Origin of the sequence: Bacillus sp. 1735sda2, from assembly GCF_024159245.1 — a bacterium.
In the GTDB taxonomy this organism is placed as follows: domain Bacteria; phylum Bacillota; class Bacilli; order Bacillales; family Bacillaceae; genus Bacillus; species Bacillus pumilus_O.
This window is the reverse complement of sequence record NZ_JAMYWZ010000001.1, coordinates 1,251,748-1,275,501: the sequence shown is the minus strand read 5'-3', so window position 1 is coordinate 1,275,501 and position 23,754 is coordinate 1,251,748. Positions and strand designations below refer to the sequence as shown.

Annotated in this window: 24 protein-coding genes and 1 pseudogene; 3 read left to right on the top strand and 22 right to left on the bottom strand. The window is 35.1% G+C overall.

The window, feature by feature from the left end; all coding sequences use genetic code 11:
- Positions 1-150: 150 nt before the first annotated feature.
- The 11 genes and pseudogenes from NKR21_RS06575 to NKR21_RS06530 all read right to left on the bottom strand — a co-directional run bounded on the left by NKR21_RS06575 (position 151) and on the right by NKR21_RS06530 (position 5,520).
- On the bottom strand, positions 151-375 hold the full coding sequence (locus NKR21_RS06575) for a hypothetical protein (RefSeq protein WP_144457766.1): 225 nt from the start codon (positions 373-375) through the stop codon (positions 151-153).
- A gap of 34 nt (positions 376-409) precedes the next feature.
- Positions 410-634 carry a hypothetical protein gene (locus NKR21_RS21360; protein ID WP_483298365.1) on the bottom strand — a complete coding sequence of 75 codons (225 nt, stop codon included), beginning with the start codon at positions 632-634 and terminating at the stop codon, positions 410-412.
- A gap of 24 nt (positions 635-658) precedes the next feature.
- Positions 659-808 (bottom strand): annotated as a pseudogene (locus tag NKR21_RS21355) (DUF3102 domain-containing protein); the annotation flags it as partial.
- A gap of 66 nt (positions 809-874) precedes the next feature.
- On the bottom strand, positions 875-1,414 hold the full coding sequence (locus NKR21_RS06565; protein ID WP_144457770.1) for a hypothetical protein: 540 nt from the start codon (positions 1,412-1,414) through the stop codon (positions 875-877).
- 613 nt (positions 1,415-2,027) lie between these two features.
- Positions 2,028-2,252: a hypothetical protein gene (locus NKR21_RS06560; protein ID WP_144457772.1), complete on the bottom strand. Its 225-nt coding sequence runs from the start codon at positions 2,250-2,252 to the stop codon at positions 2,028-2,030.
- Between the two features lie 81 nt (positions 2,253-2,333).
- Positions 2,334-2,600 carry a group-specific protein gene (locus tag NKR21_RS06555; protein ID WP_144457774.1) on the bottom strand — a complete coding sequence of 89 codons (267 nt, stop codon included), beginning with the start codon at positions 2,598-2,600 and terminating at the stop codon, positions 2,334-2,336.
- A gap of 186 nt (positions 2,601-2,786) precedes the next feature.
- A complete protein-coding gene (locus tag NKR21_RS06550; protein ID WP_144457776.1) occupies positions 2,787-3,008 on the bottom strand; it encodes a hypothetical protein in 222 nt (73 codons plus the stop codon).
- A gap of 365 nt (positions 3,009-3,373) precedes the next feature.
- Positions 3,374-3,613 carry a hypothetical protein gene (locus NKR21_RS06545; RefSeq protein ID WP_106038685.1) on the bottom strand — a complete coding sequence of 80 codons (240 nt, stop codon included), beginning with the start codon at positions 3,611-3,613 and terminating at the stop codon, positions 3,374-3,376.
- Positions 3,573-4,148, bottom strand: a complete 576-nt coding sequence (locus NKR21_RS06540; protein ID WP_144457778.1) for a DUF3990 domain-containing protein — start codon at positions 4,146-4,148, stop codon at positions 3,573-3,575. Before NKR21_RS06540 ends, NKR21_RS06545 begins: the two co-directional genes overlap by 41 nt.
- Before the next feature lie 833 nt (positions 4,149-4,981).
- The gene (locus tag NKR21_RS06535) at positions 4,982-5,161 is read right to left on the bottom strand and encodes a hypothetical protein (protein ID WP_144457780.1); all 180 of its coding nucleotides are present in this window, start codon (positions 5,159-5,161) and stop codon (positions 4,982-4,984) included.
- Positions 5,162-5,163: 2 nt separating this feature from the next.
- Positions 5,164-5,520, bottom strand: coding sequence for a hypothetical protein (locus NKR21_RS06530; protein WP_144457782.1), 357 nt, complete (start codon positions 5,518-5,520; stop codon positions 5,164-5,166).
- A gap of 171 nt (positions 5,521-5,691) precedes the next feature.
- Between NKR21_RS06530 and NKR21_RS06525 the strand changes: the two genes are divergently transcribed.
- Positions 5,692-5,913 (top strand): helix-turn-helix domain-containing protein, encoded by a 222-nt coding sequence (locus NKR21_RS06525; RefSeq protein ID WP_144457784.1) that lies wholly within the window; start codon positions 5,692-5,694, stop codon positions 5,911-5,913.
- A gap of 48 nt (positions 5,914-5,961) precedes the next feature.
- On the top strand, positions 5,962-6,243 hold the full coding sequence (locus tag NKR21_RS06520; protein ID WP_144457786.1) for a hypothetical protein: 282 nt from the start codon (positions 5,962-5,964) through the stop codon (positions 6,241-6,243).
- Between the two features lie 87 nt (positions 6,244-6,330).
- Here the strand turns inward: NKR21_RS06520 and NKR21_RS06515 are convergent, their stop codons facing one another.
- Entirely contained in the window at positions 6,331-6,636 is a 306-nt protein-coding gene (locus NKR21_RS06515) for a hypothetical protein (RefSeq protein ID WP_144457788.1), read from the bottom strand.
- Positions 6,637-6,648: 12 nt separating this feature from the next.
- Entirely contained in the window at positions 6,649-8,064 is a 1,416-nt protein-coding gene (locus tag NKR21_RS06510; RefSeq protein ID WP_144457790.1) for a lipase, read from the bottom strand.
- A 50-nt stretch (positions 8,065-8,114) separates the two neighbouring features.
- Here NKR21_RS06510 and NKR21_RS06505 point away from each other — a divergent pair, with 50 nt between their 5' ends.
- Positions 8,115-8,480 carry a DUF1433 domain-containing protein gene (locus NKR21_RS06505; protein ID WP_144457792.1) on the top strand — a complete coding sequence of 122 codons (366 nt, stop codon included), beginning with the start codon at positions 8,115-8,117 and terminating at the stop codon, positions 8,478-8,480.
- A 76-nt stretch (positions 8,481-8,556) separates the two neighbouring features.
- On the opposite strand, the gene NKR21_RS06500 is transcribed toward NKR21_RS06505, so the two are convergent.
- The 9 genes from NKR21_RS06500 to NKR21_RS06460 all read right to left on the bottom strand — a co-directional run bounded on the left by NKR21_RS06500 (position 8,557) and on the right by NKR21_RS06460 (position 23,446).
- The gene (locus tag NKR21_RS06500) at positions 8,557-11,175 is read right to left on the bottom strand and encodes a DUF7359 domain-containing protein (RefSeq protein ID WP_144457794.1); all 2,619 of its coding nucleotides are present in this window, start codon (positions 11,173-11,175) and stop codon (positions 8,557-8,559) included.
- Positions 11,176-11,231: 56 nt separating this feature from the next.
- Positions 11,232-17,936, bottom strand: coding sequence for a phage tail tape measure protein (locus NKR21_RS06495; RefSeq protein WP_144457796.1), 6,705 nt, complete (start codon positions 17,934-17,936; stop codon positions 11,232-11,234).
- 78 nt (positions 17,937-18,014) lie between these two features.
- Positions 18,015-18,335, bottom strand: coding sequence for a hypothetical protein (locus tag NKR21_RS06490; protein ID WP_144457798.1), 321 nt, complete (start codon positions 18,333-18,335; stop codon positions 18,015-18,017).
- An 11-nt stretch (positions 18,336-18,346) separates the two neighbouring features.
- Entirely contained in the window at positions 18,347-18,652 is a 306-nt protein-coding gene (locus NKR21_RS06485) for a head-tail connector protein (protein ID WP_144457800.1), read from the bottom strand.
- A complete protein-coding gene (locus NKR21_RS06480; protein ID WP_186299666.1) occupies positions 18,639-18,809 on the bottom strand; it encodes a hypothetical protein in 171 nt (56 codons plus the stop codon). Before NKR21_RS06480 ends, NKR21_RS06485 begins: the two co-directional genes overlap by 14 nt.
- A gap of 60 nt (positions 18,810-18,869) precedes the next feature.
- Positions 18,870-19,700 (bottom strand): P22 coat protein - protein 5 domain protein, encoded by an 831-nt coding sequence (locus tag NKR21_RS06475; RefSeq protein ID WP_144457802.1) that lies wholly within the window; start codon positions 19,698-19,700, stop codon positions 18,870-18,872.
- A gap of 30 nt (positions 19,701-19,730) precedes the next feature.
- Positions 19,731-20,324: a capsid assembly scaffolding protein Gp46 family protein gene (locus tag NKR21_RS06470; protein WP_144457804.1), complete on the bottom strand. Its 594-nt coding sequence runs from the start codon at positions 20,322-20,324 to the stop codon at positions 19,731-19,733.
- A gap of 123 nt (positions 20,325-20,447) precedes the next feature.
- Positions 20,448-21,779: a phage portal protein gene (locus NKR21_RS06465; RefSeq protein WP_144457806.1), complete on the bottom strand. Its 1,332-nt coding sequence runs from the start codon at positions 21,777-21,779 to the stop codon at positions 20,448-20,450.
- Positions 21,780-21,787: 8 nt separating this feature from the next.
- Positions 21,788-23,446 carry a hypothetical protein gene (locus tag NKR21_RS06460; protein ID WP_253602494.1) on the bottom strand — a complete coding sequence of 553 codons (1,659 nt, stop codon included), beginning with the start codon at positions 23,444-23,446 and terminating at the stop codon, positions 21,788-21,790.
- Positions 23,447-23,754 lie beyond the last annotated feature (308 nt).

The following is a 23,754-nucleotide window of genomic DNA, read 5'->3' as shown; positions in this document are numbered from 1 at the left end:
GTAGATATGTAGAATCCTGTGACTATCACCGATATCCTCTATTCACTTATAAACCTTGATACATAAGCTTTCCTTATCCTTCTGTATCCTCTGATGTTCCTTCGTATTTTTTAGGAATCGAAAAAAATGTTACCTTTTTATACACCTGTTTTAAGCTTTATCACCATTAATATATTTCACTAACATAGCTGCTATGTACATAAAGAATGCAGCGATTAAACCATTCACCATACTTCCAAAAATGACAATCAAAATCTGTCCTGCGTAATCCGTCCATGTCTTATCTCGAAATACAGCAATATTCCATATACTTATGAGCATATAGAATCCAGTCACAATGATAAAAGTCCAAACAATTAATTTTGATTTGAGCATTTAATGACAATCCCCCAACATCCAATTTTTTCCATTATATTAATAATAAATCCTCAATCAATTCACCTTGATCCATATTCTTGACTTCGTCTAACTCAAGTTCTAAACGCTTCTTATCTTGTTCAGCTTCCTTTAATACATTCTTAACTTCACGCAGCTCACGGACAGTCATTTCGTCTACAGTTTTTGTTTCGCCTATTGATGGGATTTGGTGAGAAACATCTCTTTTTTCTTCTGGAATGGTAGCAATTAAGTACAATACATCAAGCCCTAAATCGTTCGAAGTCGAACGATTTGTTCCTGACAGCTTTTTTGCTATGGTGACAAATTTTCTTGCTTGTCCAGGACTTATGTTAACAACTGTTTTACACCATTTTTCCCACTCACCATGTACTAAATCATTCTCTTTAACATGTTTTAGCCGTCTACCAATCTCAAATATGGCCTGTCCATGGTCCAGCTACTTGTTTGTATGAGTTTATTTCTGCTGTAATGATGTTTAACTATCTTTATCAGCTTTTGCTTGAATAAGTAATTCTTTGAAATATACTAGATCAGAACGATTATAATCATCTTTCAACACACTTTCGTGAAAATGTTGCTGTATTAAAAACAATGCTATACATATAATTGATATCACTATAATAAAAATCTTCCAATGTGTATCGGAATTGAGTTCAATTTTATTAGAAATAGGAGCTATAAAAGCAGTAATTGTTGTGAATATAAATCCAATAAAAAAGAAATATCTTTTTTGATCATTTGTGTGTTCTATTCTTTCCATTCTTGCAATTGCAGATGATAAATCAACTTTATCTAATGACCTTACGACTTGTACTTTAGTTCTATGATTTGTGTAATCTTGTCCATCTTTAGGGAAATGAAATTTCAAATAAGCATTTAGACTTGTTGGATTCATTTGCACTAAATTACGCTTTAAGTTGTTCTTGTTAAATACTTCACTTTGAAATTTTTTAATTTCAGTTTCTTCTTCTAAATTTCTCTCCAAATGACTTCGTTTAAATAAATACCATTTCATTTCCTATCACCTCAACTGAATTATCGACAGGAGGAATTAATTGTTAAATAAAAGATTGTTCTTTCTAGATTGATTATTAATCCATTCCAACAAAAATTCCTTCGTCTGCGCTGCTCGTTAATACCACCACTGTAGGTTAAAACTATAGTGGTCTAGCTCCCTCCTAATTATAGGCAGCTTAATACACTCATTTTAAATGATAGTAGTGACCTTTGATCACATATTAAATTGACCACACTGAAAAATACAGTGTGGCTTTTAATTTATTAATGTTACCTTTTTGTTTTTAGAAATACAAAAGCCACTCTCGATTATCTCGAGAATGGCTCTGTATCAACATCTTTTCATATGATTCCGACTGGGCTCGAACCAGCGACCTCTACCCTGTCAAGGACGAGACACGTTTTCTGACTAATTCTAACACATTCTAAACAAACGTCCTAACCCTTGATACATAAAGGTTCATTCGATTTAGTTTACTAACTTATACTGAGTGATTCTTATTAGTAAAAACATTTCTTGTGACACCACTGTGACTCAAATCCACAATCAATTCATAAGGTAACATCTCCTCTAAAAAAATAGACAGGGTTGCATCTCCTTGTCTACAAATTTAAGCTTTATCACCATTAATATATTTCACCAACATGGCTGCTGCATACATAAAGAAAGCAGCGATTAAACCATTCACCATACTCCCAAACACGACAATCAGAATCTGTCCTGCGTAATCTGTCCATGTCTTATCTGGAAATACAGCAATGTTCCATATACTCACCAGCATATATAATCCAGTCACAATGATAAACGTCCAAACAACTAACTTCGATTTGAGCATTTACTGAAAATCCTCCAATATCCATTTTATTCTATGATAACATGGGTTCTTTTCAAATTCTCAATCAGTACAAAGATTATTTTATTTAGATTGATTATTAATCCATTCCAACAAAAATTTCTTCGTCTGCGCTACTGGATAATACCACTTGTTCCCTATCTTCCTTTTAGGAAAGTTCTCGTCAAAGAAAAACTCTTTTTGCATTGTGTTCATACACATGCTCGTTTGACGCTCAAGCTCTTTTGTGTTCCAAAACAGCAGCTCATTGTCTAATTTTTTTAAATGTTTTTCTAACTCCTCTAAATAAATCTTTCTAACTTCTTCTTTGTCAATTTTAACCTCAATCACTGTTTTCTTTCCTTTCGATTTCAAATAATTCATCAAAAAGTATACGACAGAGATATTGAGGTTTCTATAGCCGTGTTTAGCTTGGATTAAATTACATAATCTTGGTTACATTTATCAAAAATCAATACTCAGCTACTTGCTTGTATGAGTTTATCTCTGCTGTAATTATGTTTTCTTGTTACCCTTTCAAAACGTGTATGAGCAATACACAGAATTGGTTTCTTCAAGTAACTTTAAATCTTCTATTTTTAAACAATCGATAGTACCTAAAGCAACTTTGAGTATAGCTTTACTTTTCATTAGCATGTCATACTGAATAACCCGATCGTCCAAGCTTAAAATATCGTCCATAAACATCGCATATAATTCAAATCTATTATTCTCATATTCAAATCTAAGAACCTTCACTCGTAATCCCCCTAATTTTATTTCCTTAATTATACAGGGGGTTTAGATTAAATGGAAAGAATACCGTAGTTTTAAACGACTGAACGTAAAATTGCGTTTAGTCATAACGAAGTTTTGCGTTTTGATATAAGCTGGTGTCATTTCAAATGACGGCAGATTCTATTCTCCACTCTAATATAATACCGTAGTTTAAGATGACAGTATTCGAAAGTGGACTTTCCCACTATCATTTTAAATGATAGTGGTGACCGGAATAGTGTTCCTATCATAAAGGTGTCGGTTATGACTCTTTACAATCTGTGATAAAGATGCTGGAAAATATTATTTATTTATATACACAATAAAAAAACCCGCAAAAATGCGGATTAGTTAAAGTATCTATTAATTTGTTTAGCCCAATATTCAGTTCCCATGTGTTGAGCCCATTCTATATCACTGTCTATTTTTGAGCTTACTTTGTCCGAAAAGACAATCTCGGTCGCTTCATACTTATTAAATCCATAATCGCTTACTAAGTCATCAACAATTAATTTTTTAAACAAAGGAAATCCCAGACTTTCTTGCTTATCTGTTTTTTTGGACGATAAAGTCATTGTCAAGTTCATGAGCAATCACCACCCTACTTTTAGTAATTATATTATAATCAAAAATTTCCTGATTGTGAATTGATAATTGATTATAATTTTGATATTTATTTATGTTCTTAAAAAAATTTGCAATAGTACCTGTTCCATTATCCAGCTGCAAAACTTCCTCGGTTATTTTTCCGTCTGCAACTCCCCCAAATACCCAATCATAGTAATGAGGTAATTCCCTTTTTTTTGATCTGTTTTCATAAATAAACTTTGCCCAACTTGTATCCATTTTATTCATTTTCCTTCCATGATATGTATAAAATTTTTCTAAATCAATTTCATACACAAATACTACTGGAGTAACCTCTTCACCAAATGATTTTCGAGAAAGTTTATTGGCATGTATCGATGCTTGTTTGAAATTTGATGTTAGGTAGAATCCTTGTCCAAAATCAGAACGAGGCTTACAGCAGGACAACTTTACCCCTTTTTCTAAAGACAGGTAATCATCTGACGTTGTTCCATGGTACATTCTCGTATTAATATTCCCTATGACTTTACTCACTTACAAATACCTTTACCCTTTTTTGGTTATTTTAACACATTTTCTTAACTGAAAGAAGTATTAATACAATTATTGGTTTACTATAGTTGGAAAATGTAAGACCTCATAATTACTTTTTCCAACATTAGTCTTGACTTGTCGTTTGCTTTTTGGCTTGATAGGTTGAAAGCAATGGACAACGGCTGGACAAGTTGTCTGCCTGAATTTGCTTGTAAAAAAAATAAACAAACTCAGACAGGCGACTGATCATCTTGATAGTGTATCAAGCTTATGGTATCCGTATGTGTCACCCTATTTGCCGTTGGTTATTCTCCAAACAAGCCTACTGTGTCAAGTGTCCCTAACAGGTTCTCACTCCCCAAATTTGGGGGCTGATACTTGTGGCTTGTCCTGCATCGTCAGAAACGATACACCCATCCTTCGTACAGCACTTAATGGCAGCTTTCGCCTTTCAGATACATGTGCAAATAGGGAAGCACAGTGGTATCCTATCCTCATTTATCGCATCGGCTGAGTCACTACCCTTTCAAGTTTAACGTGTGTTAGCGCATTCCACGACAGTCTTATCCTTAAAATAGGCATCACTAAAGACAACACCTTGATCCAGGAGTATAGACTGATTCTATTCAGTTGTGACCTATTGAATATAGACCAAAAATAAGTTAGAATGGGCTGGTATCATGGGATTTGTACCAACCCATCAGATTAGATAGTGCGCCAACACTTTTCTAATCAGCTAGAAATGACGATCATGAGCAGTAGGAACAGCCCTAATGTGCTCATGATTGTTACAAATAGTAACTCATCTATGAACCTTCTAAACAGCTTCCCCATTAATTTAACCCCACTACAGCTAACTCATCACGACTATAAATATCAAGCATGTTGTACTCATCATCAGCGACCCCATATTGATCATTGCTATGTACTTCTTCAATTGTTCCTAGTCCGTATAACGTTTGCACTCTTTGACCTACAGATAGCTTCCAGTTTGGATTCACATTGTTTAACATGTTCATTTCCCCTTTGTAATTGGTTTAGTTGGATCAAGGATTATACAGTCAAATTCTGTTTCTTGATTCTTCGGTTCTAATATCCTCAAATTAGTTAAGACTTCCCACAGCGTGATTTGTTTCAATAAATGTGTAACAACCTCAGCAAGCGTTTCTAAGTCTGCGTATGGAACGTTTCTTCCTATATACCAGATAGTTCCCTCATCGTAGTTACCGTCAGTTCGTTGAGTGATTTCAGCTAAAACAATCTGGCCATCACACTCCCCTACTGCATAACCTTCTTTAACGATGATTGCTGAGTAAAGATTGTTTATTTCTTGTGTGTTGAATTCCGTTTGAACGATTGTGATATGGTTCATTTAATCACCCTAACATAATGTTTATTTACTATTTGTTCTTGTTTAACTTTCTAAACATATAATAAACCACATATAAACATTAATCAATACTTTTTTGAAATTTTTTTTTAGATAATTAAACATTATATGTTATAATCTAAATAGTTGATTAAGATGAAGAGGTGTGTTTTAGTGAGATTAAGACCAAGCTACAAACCAATGGAAATCACATTGATAAAGAGAGACAAAAAAAAATCTGATCTTAGAAATGACACTGATATTTCTTCTGCAACGCTTGCCAAAATGTCTAAAGGTGAGGTTGTATCTTTAGGGGTTATAATTAAAATTTGCGAATATCTAGAATGTGAAATACACGATGTGGTTGAGTTAGAAGAAGTTAAGGAAGAGTCTTAAGCAAAAGTTTTGCAAGTGCTGTTAAACTGTATGGAGAGGTGAAACAAAATGGAAAACAATATGCTTCAAGCTATACTTCATGAGATAAAGAAAATTGATAAGAAGGTTGACGGCTTAGCTTCTGATTTGAAATCAGTTAAAGATGATATGAACGAATTCAGAGAAGATACAAAAAAAGAATTCAATCAAATCAATGTTAAATTAGATAGACTTGAAGAGAATCAACCTAAAGATATTACAGCGCACCTGAAACAAATTCAGAATGTAGACAACAAAACAGAACTATTGAATAAACGACTGTTCGATGTTGAAAGTAGACTTAAAAATTAAGCTAAAGAGCACAGTAGGCAACAGGAATACCGCTGGGGAAATTGTTTAAATAGAACAACCCCCTCACAATATTGTGAAGGGGTTGCTTTATTTAGTCTTTATACTTCTTAGAAAGGCACTTCTGTTCTGTGTTGCATTTGTCAAAACAGTAACATTTTCATTAAGCCTTTGCACCAATGCATCCTTAGCTTTCCCTTCAAATGAAGAGAGTAATGCAACATACACCTCAGTTATCACCTGTTGTGCTGAAGAAAAATCTGATGCGTTTTTTGTGTCTTCTTTTAAATTCTGACATTGTGTTTTTAAACTTGAACCCACAATGTTTTTTAATTCTTCATTCTGTTGTAATCGTCTGTAAAACTCATCTGCATCCATATTCACTCCATATGGCAATTGAAATCCTCCTTACAACCGTAACCATCTTGCTAATTCATTATCCTTATCTTTTAAATCCTCCGCCATTTTCACAATAAACTCACTAATATCCTCTAAATCTCTAATCAAATAATGTAGAGAAGCCTCAGTTTCATAGTGTTCTTCTGAGTCATAAAATGCTGCCCCATCTTTCACGTAAGGCGCATGATACAATACAGCTTTATCCACATCACTTGGATCTAGATCCTTGAATTCTTCTAATCTCTTTCCACAAATAGATTTCACGTCATAAACCATTTTGCTGTGATCATGAGGAAATTGTTCAATTGCTTGTTTTTTTGTCTTTAAGTCTTCGATAGCTGCCTGTAATCGATGAGCTAATTCTTTTGCATATTTAGCATCCACTTTGATGGTTTGTCCATTCATACCTGAGAAAGAAGAGAATGATTTGATATTCTGGTTATAAACACCCTTACTTCCATCAACACTTTTGATATTACCATTCTTATCAAATTTAAAGTTTGAGTCATTTAAACTATGAGTATCGGGATTTTTTGCAAATGCTTGGCCATAGAAGGAAGTAATCATATTTCCTAAAATCCCAGGAACACCAAGCGGTGACACAAACCGATCTATACGCTCTCTTCGTGATTGACTAGGATTTTTTGTATAAATTGTCGTTCCATTGTGTCGGTCATATTCTAACAACCAACCTGAACCAACCATATCATCGGGATTAATGATGGCTTTATGATACAAATCAAATTCGCCGTTTCTGATTTTCTTCTGTGTTTCTTCATCATGCAGCTTAACAATGGAAGGGTTGTTAAAGGCTACGCTGTAAACATTATTGTTTACACCAGCGTATTCCGCATCTGCCCCTCCAAGTGAGTGACCCGTTGTCGAAATGACTGTATTCTTACCAGCATACTTTTTCACTTCATTGGCAACGAGCTTATCACCTTGATCAAATTGAGATGTCTTAGTGACAACTTTGTATTCTCCACTTTTCATCAACATGGCTTGTTCCATACTACCGTTATACTTGGCAATCGCTTTAGAGTGTTCAGACGCCTCTTTTTTCATGATGTATTTGACTTTCTTTTTCGGGTCTTTCCCCATCACCACGTTGCCACCATCTGCACTTATAACATCAGCTTTAATTTGTTCTTGATTTGTTCCTTGAAAACCTACGACAACATTCTCAGGCTCTTTGGGTTTAACCCATTTCCCCTCTTTTTTCTTCGCCTGAACAAATACATATACATCTAGACCTGTGTCTGGGTCTTTTTTGATTTTATCTACATAAAAAGCCTTTTTTGAATCATTTACAAGTGGTGTCTTATTCTCATAGGATTTTTTCATTTTCTTTTCACTATAAGTATTTTGACTAAGAGAAAAATAGTCTTCATCTGTTAAATTAGGTATGTCGGTCTTTCTATTCATGTACACTTCCCCTTCTCTCATGTAAAATGTAAGACAGAAAGGATGGTTTTATGAAAAAATACATAATTATCCTTATAACTCTGGTTATTATAACACTTGGAGGAATATTTATGAAGGAACAACACGACAATAAAATGGAAGCCCAAGAAACTCAGCAAAAAGAAGAATTGTATTCCTTGGCTAAGAAAAGAATGACTGACTTTATTAAAAGAAACTATAATGATATCGAACGAATTGATTATACTAATGATTATGAGGTAAACCCAATGGGTGGCATTGAAATTAATGGTTACCTCAATGGAAATAAGAAAAAGGAAATATGGGGAATCTATGACAAAGGTAATGACAAAGTCATATCTTTCACTGTAGATGCTAAAGAAAAGCCTGAATGCGAAGATAAAGTATGCGAATATTAAAAAGAGGTAAATTATCAGAGTAAACAAACCAGTCCTCTCGATTAATTCAAGAGGACTATTTATTTACTCGTTTGTCTTATCCCCAGGCTTCCCATAAATACTTTACATTTGGTTTATTTCCTCGTAAGAGATTATCAGCTCCCGTTTTAAACAAGTTTATACCTATGCTTCCATATGCATCTGTACCGCCCACCAGAATCAAGTTTCCATTTGTTAATTGATTTATATACCCGAAAGAATTCAAGATTACATGTAAGCTGCTATCCTCAAAAGAAGTCGAATAGATTTTAACCGTTTTAGGAGTAAAACTTAAATTAATCTGTCTCGCTATTGTTCCATCTCCTATGTATTCTCCACTCATGTAATTAACTTTGTTTAGGACATCGGTTTTTAACACATACTCAGTAGCTTCTAAGCCGCCGAGCTTCATTGCATTACCTGAAATAGATGCCGATATCACACCGTTGTCATCTCTAACAGGGATGGTATTAGGTGCTTCATGTGCAGCAGTGATTATTCCATTCAATGAGTCTGCACTTCCTGCAGATTGCACAATCCATTGTTCTCCGTCATATAGTTCAGACTTATTGTTTGCTGGGTCAATCCAAAGGGTACCTACATCTGGATTAGAAGGCTTTTCATTCGTAGAAATCTGATACAAACCATTTACTTTGCCTTTAACCTCAACGGTACTGGAAGGCCTATACGGATTCTCACTTGGCGTTTGCGGTTGAACTATGTCTGATAACAAAACACCATTTGAACTGATAGATGCTTCAACATTTCTATACGCTTGCACTCCAAAAGTGAAATATTTTGTTGGAACTTGTGAAGTGAAAGTAGCTATACGTTTATCATATCTAACAGAAATTCGTTGCTCCTTGGCTAACGAAGCACCAAACAAGTAGGTGTCTGAAGATGTATCAGGATAACAATGTACGATGAAACCGTCTATATTGTATTTATCTTCATCAGAGGTTGGATAATTCCAAGAGATCGAAATATCTACAGAACCATTTTCATTTACTTTGTGTGATACGGATTTCACTCCGATTGTAGGAGGAGAGGGAAGGGTAGAAATACGATCATTACGTGCATTGTAGTTAGTAGCGAGTCGATCGTAGTCAATTTTTCGAGTGTTGAATTCTGTAGATGCTTTATCAGCCTTATAAAACAATTGAATAAAGTCATCCTCTTCTTTAGCCTTTTTTCCGTTTGTAATAGTAACCGATATAGATGAATCATCAAAATTCAAACTCATCCCAGCTAAAGTAGCTCTATACTCAGTGCCAAATTCTTTGTTTTGAATTCTTACTATGTCACCTAAAGAAATTCTATCCCAATAGTCTTTTTCACTTACTGCATTATACAGGTTGACTATGTTTGTCTTAATGTCAATAGGGGGTGATTTTCGCTTGTCTAACTCTTCATAACTTTTTTCATACAGTTCCGTTTCATCAAAAATGTTGTCGTTAGTCCACTCATCTTCAAGTATAAATTTAGACAGCTCATTGGACATATCTTCGCCAAGAAAGTTGCTCATATCTAGTCGTTTTCTAAGTTGTTCAATTTGACTGTTTAACGTGGAAATTTCAGAAATAGTTTTATCGATTTCTTTCTTTTTTGTATCAACTTCTTTTTGCTTCGCATCTCTTTGCTTTATTAGATCTTTAGTGTCTCCCTCAGTCTCTTTAACCACTTCAATTCGATCTAAGATTTGCTGCAACTCAAGGTTTTTAAGAACAAACAACTCATTCTCTCGAGCAGTCTTTTTGGCTTCGATTTTCTTTTTGTCATCCAACATTGTTTTAAACTTTTTTGATTCTTTGTCGACAAGTTCATTGTAATCTAATAAAGCATGACAAAGCTCATTGCTCATATAAGCACTTTTCTTCAATACATTTCTTTTATCGTCACGTTGAAAAGGAGATAAAAAGAAACTGAAATCATCAAGATACCCTTGCCCTGTTGGATTTATAGAATTGATAACAATACCGTCTTTTCCTGTGACATGTAATCTTGTCACCACTTCATCCATGCTTCGTGTGTCCGTCATATCAATCATAAAATTATGAGATGAAATCTTAACACCTTTGTATTTAGATACACTGTCCTTTTCGAAGAATGATACTCTATTATTGATAGTGTCATATACAGGTACGGCGTCAAATGTTTCACAAATATTCCTTAAAAAATCAAACCTTGATGTAATTGATCCGATAGTAAATGATCGTCTTTTTTCATTAAGCGTGCTTTCAATTTCTCCAATAGTCCAACCAGTTCCTTTAAGGCAAACCTCACCAATTTCCTGGAGGTTCTTTGATATACCTTCATATTGCCTGATTTTCGGTTTATTTAGCATATACGGAGTCAGCTGACAATTAACCTGAATCTCAGATTTTTCTTGAGTTGTCGAATCAGTAATACTATCTATTACATAATATTCAGTACGATTTAAGAAAGTGGCCTTAATCAAGTACCACTGTTTAATAAGTTGAGCAACATGGTTTGGCTTAATTTCATCACCATATCTAGCTTTTAGAGGGATATTAAATGTTAGATCATTAATGGTAGCATGATTTAGGTTGGCTGAAGCATTCGAGAAATCAACAATATTTGCGATCTTCTTTTTATTTGTTCTACATAGTTCTAATTTAAGCGTACCTGGTTTGAAAGTGAATTCTCCTAGATTCATCTGTTATCTATTACAACTCCTTTAGATTGTAAAAAAAGAGCCTGATTAACAGACTCTTAGACTTTACCTTTCATTTGCTTTAACCCTTTACGAATTGTTTCTAGTGCATTATTAGCCCCTTTTTCATCACCAACCATTTTATCAATGTGCATATTCACTGAATAATTGTTCGTAACATTCTTAGACTCTGACACTTCAAATCCTGGAACAGAAAGTTTCGGGATAGCTACTGAAGAAGCAACATTGTTAAACATACTTCGTATTGACTCGTAGCTCTTCGCTATTGCTCCCATACTTCGATCTTCTATCTTTGTTTCTCTAAGCAACTCGACAGCTTTAAGCATGTTAACTGAGTCTTGTTTATTGAGGACAATTTCTCCATCATCTACTACAGCTAAAGCTCCTTGGGCTGGTACTTTACCAACTGATCCCCCAGTCTTAAAGCGAGCGATTTTTTGTCCAGTTGTATTACCCTTAACGACAACACCGAGAGCATTTGAAGCCTCTTTAAGCTTATCAATCAAATTGTTAGAGATAGACTTACCAATTGACTCCATATTTGAATTGATGAATTTAGTGAACTCAGAAAGCTGCTTATTGATGTCACTGATCTTACCATTCATCAATTTTCCTTCTAAATCCTTGAACCCACGCTCATCGTTTACAAGATCATCATATTTTGTGTTGATTGATTTCTCATCTTTTTCAAGTTGATCCTGCAAAGCTTCTTTACGCTTGGAGTTTTCACGATCTTTGAGGAATTGATCTAAGTCAAGTTGTTCTTTTTGCATCTGTTCAGTAAGTTCTTTTACCTTTGACTTACCAAACTCAGAATCGTCTAACGCATATTGATTTATCTGATCTAAAAGCTTTTGAATGCTTTCTTGGCGATCTTTTAAATCCTTCTGGAACTTTGCTTCATCATCTTCCTTGTCTATGCCATCAATGATATCTTGAGTAGCTTTACGATGAGCTTCAAGCTCAATATCACGCATCTTTTCGTACATCTCTTTATAGATAGAGACGACTTCATCAGCAAGCGATTTGTAAATATCTTTAATACTTTTCTTGGTTTGGTGTAACTCTAAGTTGAAATCCTTTTGCTTATCTTTCCAAGAAGCGATTTCGTCCGATATTTGCTTTTGGATTTCAGGGAATCCCTTAGCTGCTTTTTTCTGTTTTTCAAGCTGTGTTATGTATTTAGCAGCTTCTTTTTGCTGTTGCTGAATCAGCTTGATTTGCTGACTATAATACTTAACTTTATCCTTGTCTTCTTCAGTTGTTTGAATCTTGATATCGACATTCTTAAGCTTTGATTCAGTCTTTTTGACTGACTTATCAATATTGTTAAGAATTTGATCAGTTTTAGATTGAACAATGGTAGCTTGTAGCTCATAAACTTGATCTTTGATGCTGATGAGGTCAAGTTTAGCTTGCTTTAATTCTTCACGTAATTGATCACGTTGAGCAGCATTCAATTGCTTATTTTGCTTTAACTCTTTGTTGATCCAATTCACTTTTTGATTCTGAATCTTTTGTTGCGCTTCAACTGCTTTACGTTGCTCATTTGTGTATTTTCTAAACTGTGCACTGTCATTGAGATAGCGACTAGCTTTAGATTGGTTTTGAGCAACTTTCAACTCTAAATCGGATTTACGCTTTTCGAATTCATCAAGTTTTGACTGAACGATTTCATATTGTAGGTCTTGAATTTGGTCTTTGACAGAAGAGAGGTCACCTTCAAGTCCCAATAAATCAGACTTAGCTTGCGAAATAGCCTGTTGACGTTCAGCATCAGAACTAGACAGATCAGAACCAATTTGTTGCATGTAGGATTCGGGATCAATCGGTTTACCGTTTTTCTCAATCTGCATATGAAGGTGAGTGCCTGTAGAGTGACCAGTGCTTCCCATCTTACCAAGAGTTTGCCCAGCTTGAACCTTTTGCCCAGCCTTAACATTGAGACCTTTTTGCATATGCATATACTTCGCTACGGTGCCGTCATCTTGTTGAACAACTACCCAATAACCAGCAGATTTAGAGTATGCTGCAGTAAGGACTTTACCTGATTTTAGAGACTTGATAGGAGTTCCAGATTTAGCAGCTAAGTCTAAACCTTTATGAGGAGCAGAGCGTAATCCTTTTTCTTGCTGACCAAAGTGAGATGTTCTTCTCATGGAGTCGTAATAACCAGCAGCTGAACCTCCACTAGAAGATAGTGATCCACCCATTTGTTTAAAGTAACTATTTACTTTTTTTACGTAATTTTGCGTTTCTCTAAAAGGAGGAATGCCACCATACTTGGTTACATTACCAGGCCCCGCATTGTATGCAGCTAATGCTTTTTCAATCGATCCAAACTTATCAAGCATTTGCTTAAGATACTTGGTACCGCCCATAACGTTTTGATAAGGATCCCTAGAATTCTTAACTCCTAGACCTCTTGCTGTAGCAGGCATAAGTTGCATTAAACCAGTTGCTCCAACCGATGAACGAGCATTAGGGTTGAAGTTAGATTCTTGTTTAATAACCGCAGCGATTAGCGCAGCTGGAACATTATATTTCGATGCAGCTTGATTAATAATGTTTGAATACTTACCTGAATAAGAACCGCCTGAAGCAGAATATGAAGAGCTAGAAGGGGAGTAGGATGAAGAAGAATCAACTATGCCCGTTTGAGCAATGTAGCCAGATTTAATTTGCTCTTTTAGGAGCTTAATCTGACTCTTGAGAAGTTTTTCTTTTCGTTCTAACGCCTTGATTTCTTTCTTAATCGAATCACGATATTTCTGTGACCATTTAGGGTAGTCATTAGTTTTTCTGTTTTGTTCTTCAATTTGTTTATTAACTCGCTCTAATGCTTCTTTATATTTGTCTGCAACATAGATTGAATCTTTCGTTGACTTTGAGGCTTTGTCAGCTGAATCCGACATTGTTTCATAAGATGTACCCACTTCGGTTAATGAGGAGTTTACCAACTCAGACATCTTATCCAAGTCTTCGAGCTGACTTGTGATATCAGACATTTCACCATATTCCTTATCCATCTCTAACAGTTCAGTAGGATTTCTAGCTCCACCATCATCAATCTTTTTCTTTAATGCAGCTAAATTAGATTGGGCATCTGCCACAGTTTGAATTGTTTTTACTTCTAAACCATAGTTTTTAATCTTTTTAGCAGTTGCATTAGCTTGATTAAGCAGGTCTTGTTTAACCGATTGTTGCATGTCATTGTATGCTTTAAGCTTAACGTTTCTTAATTTTACAACTGCATCACGATTTATTTTCACTACACCATTTTCAACGGAGATAGCTTCTGATAAACCTTTTTCTTTTTGGATAAGCTTCATTGCTTCTGAGGCTGAAATAGATTTGCCCTCAGCCATTTTCTCTAACAGATCATTGAGAGGAGACATCTGGTCTGCTAAGTCATCATATACTTCACCTTGCAAAGCTTCCATTGCTGCTGTTGTTTGACCAGATTTAATTAATTGATTCAGCACATCAGCCGTAGCTTCAATATCGCCTTTAACTTCTTTAAGGCGACTGCTTAAATCAGCTACTTTATTACCTGTTTCGTCAACTGCATCCCCAAATTCGTCATAGGTAACAGCAGCGTCATTAACTACACCCTTTAACTTGTCCATGCTGATACTCATGATATCAATGCTTGAATCTGATACCTGGTATTTAGACAGGTATGCATCTAATTCTTCTTTAGCTTTTTCAAACCCACCTGAATCACTATCATCTAACGCTCTTTGTAATGCATCTTGGATCCTACCTAAATTCCTCTCAAATTCCTCAACATCTTTAGGATCAGTCAATTCATCAAGATTAAGCGCATCAACAACCTGCTTAATTTGGTCTTTTAAACTTGTACTAATTGTTAATTTACTAAACGCTTCAGCAGTTTCAATAATCTTATCTTTCATTTCATAAGAAGCGCTTACTACTTGCTGACGAATGGACTCCATTTCCGTTTTGATTTTAGCTTTATCAACATCTGTCTTAGATATAGGTGCTTTTGCATTAATGAAGGGATTATCAGATACAAATGGATTGTCTAAGTCTTTTTGTTTCTTCTCTAATTCTTTATTTAAATCTTTGATTTTGTTAATTGAATCTCGAGCAGTGTCAGAAGCTTGAACTTTAGTTTCTTCTTTTTTTGCTTTGATTAAATTTCTAACGGCTTCAGTCTCTTTATCAATTCGTTCAGCAGAAACTAAGTGTGCTCTTCCTGTTGAATCTACACCTTCCACCAGAGCAGGAAACAGATTAGCTAACTCTTGGGTTATCTTAAGATATTCTTGCTCATTTGTTGTTGTAAGACCACCATCACGTCTAGATTTATCTAATTCCTTATATCTCTTAATTAATTCTTCTGTTTGATCTTTATTGACTGTAAGTGCTTCAATATTTGTATTTTGAGTTTGTTCAAATTCTTCTCTAGCTTTTTTAGCGTCTGAGTAAGCTCCTACAATCTTTTCTAAGACTGCTCCAATCAAAACCAAACCCGCTCCAACTACTGTTGCAGACATTAATCCTCTCCAAGCTACAGTCATAGCCTTTGTAGCTAGTGCCGCTCTAGACATCCCTGCTTCAACGCCTAATAAAGCTTTTTGACTTGCGCTCAAAGCACCTACGCCAAACACTAAGGCCGTCTGCATTGCTCTAGCCGTCTTACTAAACGCAAATACAGCTGCATTAGCTGTTAGGAAAGCCGTAGGGAGAAAACCAATGGAATTAACTACCCCTGAAATCGCAGCTAACAAGTCGCCTAATACGTCTGTAGCAGCAATTAGACCATCGCTAATAAAAGCCCTACTTGCAGCTTCAGAAAGCTCAACAAACTTATTGGAGAGATTGTTTAACCTAGCTTCTAATGATTCAGAATATTTTTCTTGCTCTCTCATCGAGCTACCTTGACTGTTTATGGCCATTGAAGTTGCTTTAGTAGCTGTTTCCCAGTTCTCCATTAATGCTAAGAATCTTGTATTTTGGAATTGAGAAGCGATTGTGATACCTAATTGTTGCTTCTGTGCTTGAGACAGCGTTTTCCATCTTCCAGCTAGTTTATCTAAAATATCCGCAACAGGTATAGCTTCTCCACCTGCATCTTTAACAGCTATGCCTATTCCTTCTAAAGCCGAAACTGCTTGTTTGTTCGTTTGAATTCTAGCAAAAATGGTTTTTAGTGCGTTACCTGTAACGTTACCCGACTCTTTTGTACTAGATTGAATACTTGCTGTATAGCCAAGTAACTGTTCCATACTTACACCATAAACTTTTGCTGCCGCTGCAGATTTACGCATTGATTGAGCTAAATCTAATGAAGATGTCTGGAAGTTATTATCTACTTCGTTTAGAGCATCAGAAATTTTGAGGGAATCTTTTGAAGCTATACCGAAGTTGACCATTGCTGATGTAAGAGCCTTAACGGTATCTTCAGGTTGAAGTTGTGAAATATTTTGAAGGACTTGAGAGGTTTTAGTTAGGTAGAGGAGTTCGTCACCTTTATAACCTTGTCTGGCGAATTCAGATGTCATAGTAAGGACATCAGCGACTTTGTTAGACAGTTCATTACTTAGATCGATTGAACGTTGTAACAACTCATTAAACTTATAATCAGGAGCATCCATTACTCTTCGAATTTCAGTCATTTTCGAGTCAAGCATGATAGCATTATCGACCATAGCTTTTAGACCGCTAACCGCCCCAAAGAATATCGATCCAGTAATTAAATAAGCTGGCATCCTTGCAAATGCTTCGCCTAACCTGCCGCCAAATGTGTTAATGTTCTGAGCCGAATTAGTTACATTTGCCGAAAGCTCTCTGAACTGAACATTTAAACTCTGCATCTGACTTTGAAGCTTAGGTGTGCGACTAGTTAAAGCATTTACTGATGAGAGATATTGCTGAATTGCTTGTGAGTTTGTATCACTTATAGATGAGCCATATTGGGATGTTAATTTACTAGCTCTAACTGCAGCAAGCCGTTGATATAACTGGATTTGACGCTGTATTTCTTGCGTCTTGGCTACTGCTGCTGACTTATCATCTAGAAGCTTTATCTTCCCTCGAAGTGCTTCAATTTCATTTGCACTTTGAGCAAGATTTAGTTTCTTACCTAAAGATGTCAAAGTAACATCTGATACTATTCCTTTTTGGCGCAATTTCTCCAATGCATCATGTAACGCATCAATAGCTTTTCGCTGCTGGTCGTAATTAGTAACGGTTTTTACAGACTTTAGCCCATTTTTATCCGAAGCGTATTTAACATCATCGAAGCCATTTTTGTACTTTTCGACTTTTCCTGTTCTTCTACCAGAACCATCAGTTTTGTTTACTTCTTTTTGTTTCTGTCCAAGCCGCTCCGTAAGTTGAGTAAGTTTCGCTACTTCTTTAGCTTCTTCTCTTAAACTCTTTGTTGTATTATCAATGACTTTTCGGGTTTTTTCGTGGATTTCTCCATTTTGCTTAATTTTCTGATTGACTGTTTTAATTGATCCATCTGCGTTTTTGAATACAGTCTCAAACTCTTTAATTGTTGTATTGAAATCTCTTAAACTACGTTGATTCTCTGAAAAACGCTTTGAAATATTTTCAAGACTCTTTAAGACATCTTTACCAAGATTGATGTCTAATTTAAGACCGTTTACTTTGCCTTGCAACTGTTTAATTTGATTGTTTATTTGATCGACTGATTTTTTCGAGGTGTCAGCCATTGGTGTAACAATAATTTTTAATTGCTCACTCACTTTTACATCTCCTTTTGTAATAAAACAAAAATAAAAAAAAGAAACACCTCGAAAATGTAGTCGAAGCGTTTCTTTTCATTATTTTTTCGGTTTTACAAATACCTCAATATGCTTTCCCCAATCCCTGGGACGGTAAAGAACTTCATATTTAATGTCTTTGTACACTATCTCTGTGCCTGTTTGTAAAAACTTTAAAGGTCTACAGATCAGTAAGTCTGTGACATCTGGAAATCTACCTAAAGCAGACTGATACATCTTTTCATCTAAAGGCTGGAATTCACATTTGTATGGAATAAGTTTCTCTACCTTTTCCATGATTGGTTTCCCAGTAATCTCATTAATCTTTCCAGTTGGGACAGTCTCAATTTCTATTTTGTAGAAGGTTTTTTTAAGATTCATGGCTTGGCCTTTTACAGAAACTTAACTGTTTGATTGTTATTATTATAGTCATCCAACTCTTTAATAATATAGGCAGGAATCGTTTCATGAAACGTTTCGTTGACAGCTCCCATTGATTCTCTTTTGACTCCTTCGTATCCTCTCAGTCTAAATTTGAAAACTGCGATATTTAGAAGGGCTGAATATAAACGATTAGGAATCTCATCTAAATTACAATGGTTTAGGATGAAGTTTTCTGCATCATTAATATAGAGCTGTAAAACAGCATCATCAACTTCTTCATCAATCAAAATCTTAAAATCTTTAAGTTGATTCATTGTCTCCACCTGCCGTTTCATTGTCTTCGACTTTGGTTTTGGTTTTCTTGCTCTTCTTTTCAGTGTATTGTTCGTAATCAGACTGCTTAATCAAATAATTGTAATGATCTTCAGTTACATTCCAAACTAAACCTGTAACTTTATTTTTAATCCACAAATAATTCATACTCCCTTATTTTTAATTTAAAAAGGAGGGGGATTCCCCCTCTTGTGTTTTTTATACTTCGCTCATGAATAAAGCTGTTAGAACAGCAATACCCTTAGGTTTAACAAGTTTAGCTCCATAAACTTGCAAACCTTTAATTGCATCTGCAAAAAACTTTTCAGGTCGAAAAGCTTCAAGTTTGTCAATTTGAGAAGCAAACGAGATTGCTGAACTATGTCCAGCGATAATTTTATAATTATCCCCTACTGTAGGACAGTTATTAGAAGTGAAAACTTTTAACGAACCCACATTACCAATATAACCGTCATATAAAACTTCAGGGAATTTAGTAAAGCGGGGATCTTTTTGTAATAGCCCATGACCAGCTTCAGGAAGAACAACCCATCTGCCTTGTTTAGGGACGTTAGCTTCAGAAAGTTTCACATTAAGACTAACCAGTCTATTATATAGATTTTGAGAATCAATTCTCATAGGATCTTCATCTGTTCCCATAGTGTTTTTAGGATCAACACCAGTGTATAAATTTGCGATAAATTGATCAGCCACATCAGCAAGTTGGTATGAAACCTCTTTTAATTGCCCACTTAGAAGATTGACATTAGCTTGAGCTGCATCAATATCATCAACTTTAAAATTAAAGTATTTAGCTTGATCTATTTTAAGTTCAGTTTGGCTTCCAACAATTTGCTCTGGTTCACCTACGCCATTTTCATCGTAATCGCCAATAGTTACATTACCAAAACTATTGATTTTAACCGTATTACCATGTTTAACATCACCTTGATAATCTGTATTGACTAGATTGCCAAAAACCAGGGATTTTTTATAAGCTTCGTTTAATTTAGTTGACCATACAACAGGAATAAAATTTTCATACGCCATTATTTAATTCACCTTAACCTTTTATAGTTTTTAATTTAATGAAAGAAGTTTATCGATAGCTTCCTCATTAGCTTTATATTGTTCTTGAGTCAATCCTTTAAGTTGTTCTCTAGTAAATGTTTTTGGTGGTTGCGGACTGCCTTTAGGGTCAATCCCACCTTCTTTAAGCCTTTCTTTTGTCTTACTCTGTAAATGCTGATCAAACACAGATTTAAAATTGTCTAGATTTGTTTCTGTTTTCTCAGAATCCTCATCTAGAAAAAAGTCAATCAATTGAATAGGTAGGCCATCTTGGTGAGCCTTCTCTAATGCTTTTTCTTTGATCTCCTTCATCTTGAGAGTTTTTTCTAATTTTTCAACTTTGATTTCAAGTGGATTTTTAGTTGGATTAAGTTCCTTAACCTTTTTGTCAACTAGCCCATCCAAATGGTTAGTTTTCCACGTTTCTAAACTTTTTGTAAAATGCTGATCTAAACGTGGTTGAAGAACCTTTTTTCCACCCTCAGTGTCTAAAAACTGTCTGACTTTATCCTCTGATAAAGCAGAAAGCTCATTTAAATATGATTTCACTTCTGGCGTTTCTTTTTGTTGTTCTAGAAACTGCTTTACTTCTTCTAAATTCATGTATATCACTCCATCTAATTTGCCTTTATGTACTCGCCATAAAGTCTGTTTTGTTGTATGTTTAACCCACATTCATACATTCCTGCCCTAACCGCTCACAGGATTCCCAAATTTAAAGCATAATTAAAACCCTGTCGGTTCAACAGGGTCTTCATATGCTGGGATTACTAAAACATCTGCTTTATCAGATGTCGTATCTTTGCTGTTTTCTAGTTGTTTTTGGAGCTTTTCTAACGCTGCAGAAGGATTTGAGATAAAAGATAATCGAGCTAGAAGGTCTTCATGGGGAACTATTCCATTCAATGTAGCTACCATTTGAGCATTGGCAACATCATCAACTGGAACATTTCGTGTGAAGGAGATAGCAATATCTTTATAATCAAACTTCTCATTATTAATGTCTTTAAGCGCTAAATATTCACAGAAAAGTTTGAGCCTTGATTTTAACAACTGATCAAAATCTGACTCACTGATTGCTGACTGATTTTCAAGCTCTTGGAGTTTCAAGCGAATTGTTACTCCCGAAGTGTTGCTTTGGAAATTCTCATTTAAATTAACCTGATGACTTTGAGCGTAGATTTCATCTTGAAGCAATTGAAGTACGTCTTTTAAGAAAGTGGCATTGATGTCTTTTGTAAGCCACTTCACTTCAGATTTTGGATTAGGCAACTGAATAATACCGTTTTCCCGCATCTCTTTAGCATCTTTCATTGTAATATTACAATTTTTAAACACGAGATAAGAGTTACGATGATCCATGATTTCTTGCGCTGATACCGACAGGATAGCATTGTAAATGTCGATAATCTTCATAATATCTTCAAATGTAGATTTCTTAGAATCGTTATTCTTTAGTTCTCTTACTGGACAGCGTGAAAACCTATGTGGCTTTTCTTGTAAAAGTTCAAAAGTTCCACCATTAATTTTATAATTTCGGAAATAGGTATCATCCCAAACATCAATGTACTCACTATCATCAAATTTAACTTTATATTTACGAACAGCTAAAGTAATCCTATTTTCAACAGAATTATCATGAAGCACAATCATTTCAGACGGATGATATACAGCACACTGAAAATCCCCTTCGCTATTAATAAAGCTAACCTCATATGCATGACCATTGATTGAAGATATGATTTTTAATTTAATGTTATGGTTGTGTTCCCATGTATTAAAGTTATAATCAATCAAACTTAAAAATTCTTTGTTGTCTGTTTTAGAGTTGTAACTTACTGGTTTACCCAACAAATATCCAACACTGTTTTGAACCATCTTCCTGCAATAGTTAAAGTAAACCCTCATATCATTTTTCATCGGGTCATTGGCAATACGTTTGTGAAGAATGTCATGATCCCCACTATAGTATCGCCACTTTTTATCATAATTGGGTTTAGTCATTTTCAATTCATCTAGCAGCTTTTTTATAATTTCTTCTTTATCAAAAATACTCATACACCTCTTTAGAAGAACCAGTTTTTAGGTATTGATTTAACATACCCTACGTCTTCTACTTCATTTATCCTTTTAGACCATTCTGCGACTGCATCAGGAAAGTCGTCATAAGCAGAGAAATCCGCTCCAGCGAAATCCTTGAGTTGTTGAATGGCCTCTTCATCCTCTTCATTAAAAATGATTCTTCCCATATTTACATCACCGACAATAGTGTTGATTCTGTCATCCTTGTTTTTAGTAACAGCATTATTCAACCATTCGATATTTCTTCCAGATAATACAGGATCATTTTTAACTAATTCTTGAAGCTGAATTACATCCGCTCCGTTGTATACGTTTTTCTCAATGTTGACAAAAGTAATGTCAGGATATTGTTTAAGCAGCTTCAATGTGTGAGCCATGTAATCTTCATACTCACCTTTAAAGACAGTACCTTTACGAACGTATTTGATATTCATATCTGAGATACTACCTACAACAAAAGCGTAATAATCTTTTTTCTTCTTTTGTTTGTTTCGTGTCCCTGCTGGATCAATAGAAAGCATGGTTTTAACAAAGTTATGACTTTCAATATTCTCAGCAGATTCAGTAATAATAGTTTTGAATTTCTTTTGCCCAGTAGAGGTAATAACACCTTGAACTTCCTGGTTATATGCCACTGGGTTTTCATAATAAGCAAGAGCCATTTCTAATGGTTTCCAGTAACTTTCCCACAGAATCGGAAACTTCATTTCCTTTTCATTTTGATAATAAAACTCTTTTGCATGTTGCAGCCTGTTCTCATTTTTAGGATCTGAAAGAATGTCTCTAAATTCAGCCCATAGACCAGAATTAAACAATTCATCAATGTCATCTACAAGAATCCCTTTTTCTTTGCGAACCTTCCACGTAGCTAACTTTTGAAGCCTACTGTAGAAACACTCTGGATGCTGAATTGTTCCACATCCAATCATAATGCCACCTTGTCTAACCATTTTCCCATTTTCATCAAATTGTGGTTTTTGGAACGCAAAGTTAACATCTGAAGAAAAACGATTCCATTTTTTCTCTCTATTTGCATCCGTAGCACAATCGTCATTGTTTTGATAATCGTCTAAAATGGCTAACTCAATTCGAGTGTTTCCATACTTCCTACCCCTCATATCTGTTTTACTACTGATGCTTTCAACCATCGTTCCATTTGTAAACTCAAGTTGAGATGAATTACAGATATATTTTTTGTTTGTGGGATCTAAAAGCTTGCCATAGCAAGACTCAATATAAACGTTGCCTACAAAAACTTCTTTGATTTGCTTAATAAACTTTTCAGCAAGGTCACCAGTCGATGAGCATACTAATGTGAAAATTCTAAGCTTATTTGCAACAGAAAAAGAAACAGCTGGTAAGTTTGCGAAGGCACTTTTACCTGTTCCCCTCGGCAGAATATACGATTGCTTATCATGTGTATTACGCAAAAGCATTCCTTCAATGTCTTCCCATATCTCTCTATGAATAGGAGCTATTTCAGACGTATCAGGTGCTCTAAATGTATCTTGAAGGAAAAATAAACAGAAGAATTCAAGATTTTTCTGACCTAATTCCCAAGCCAATCCATGATAAGTGAATAAATCTTCTGAACGTTTCACCATCATATGAGATGCGAAGTCTTCTGCTTCTGTTTCAGTCATATTCTCTCTGATTGCCTGTTTGACTAAATATTCATATAAAAACATCCTATTGTCAGATGTGTTTATGTTGATTGATTTGGTTATTTTTATCACCTCGAAACTTTGAAAAATACTGCAAAAAATTTGTACCCTGCTATCGTTTAAGAGGGCATTTTCTCAAACAGAAAGGTGGGGGTTAAAGCCTGTCCGCTTCCTTTCTAAGCCACGTTATCTACTTCGAGATATATTTGTATCAACAGTTCTGTCGCTTCTGTATCGAGCTTTAAACACTCTTATAATCGGCCTACAATTATGTGATTCCATAATGA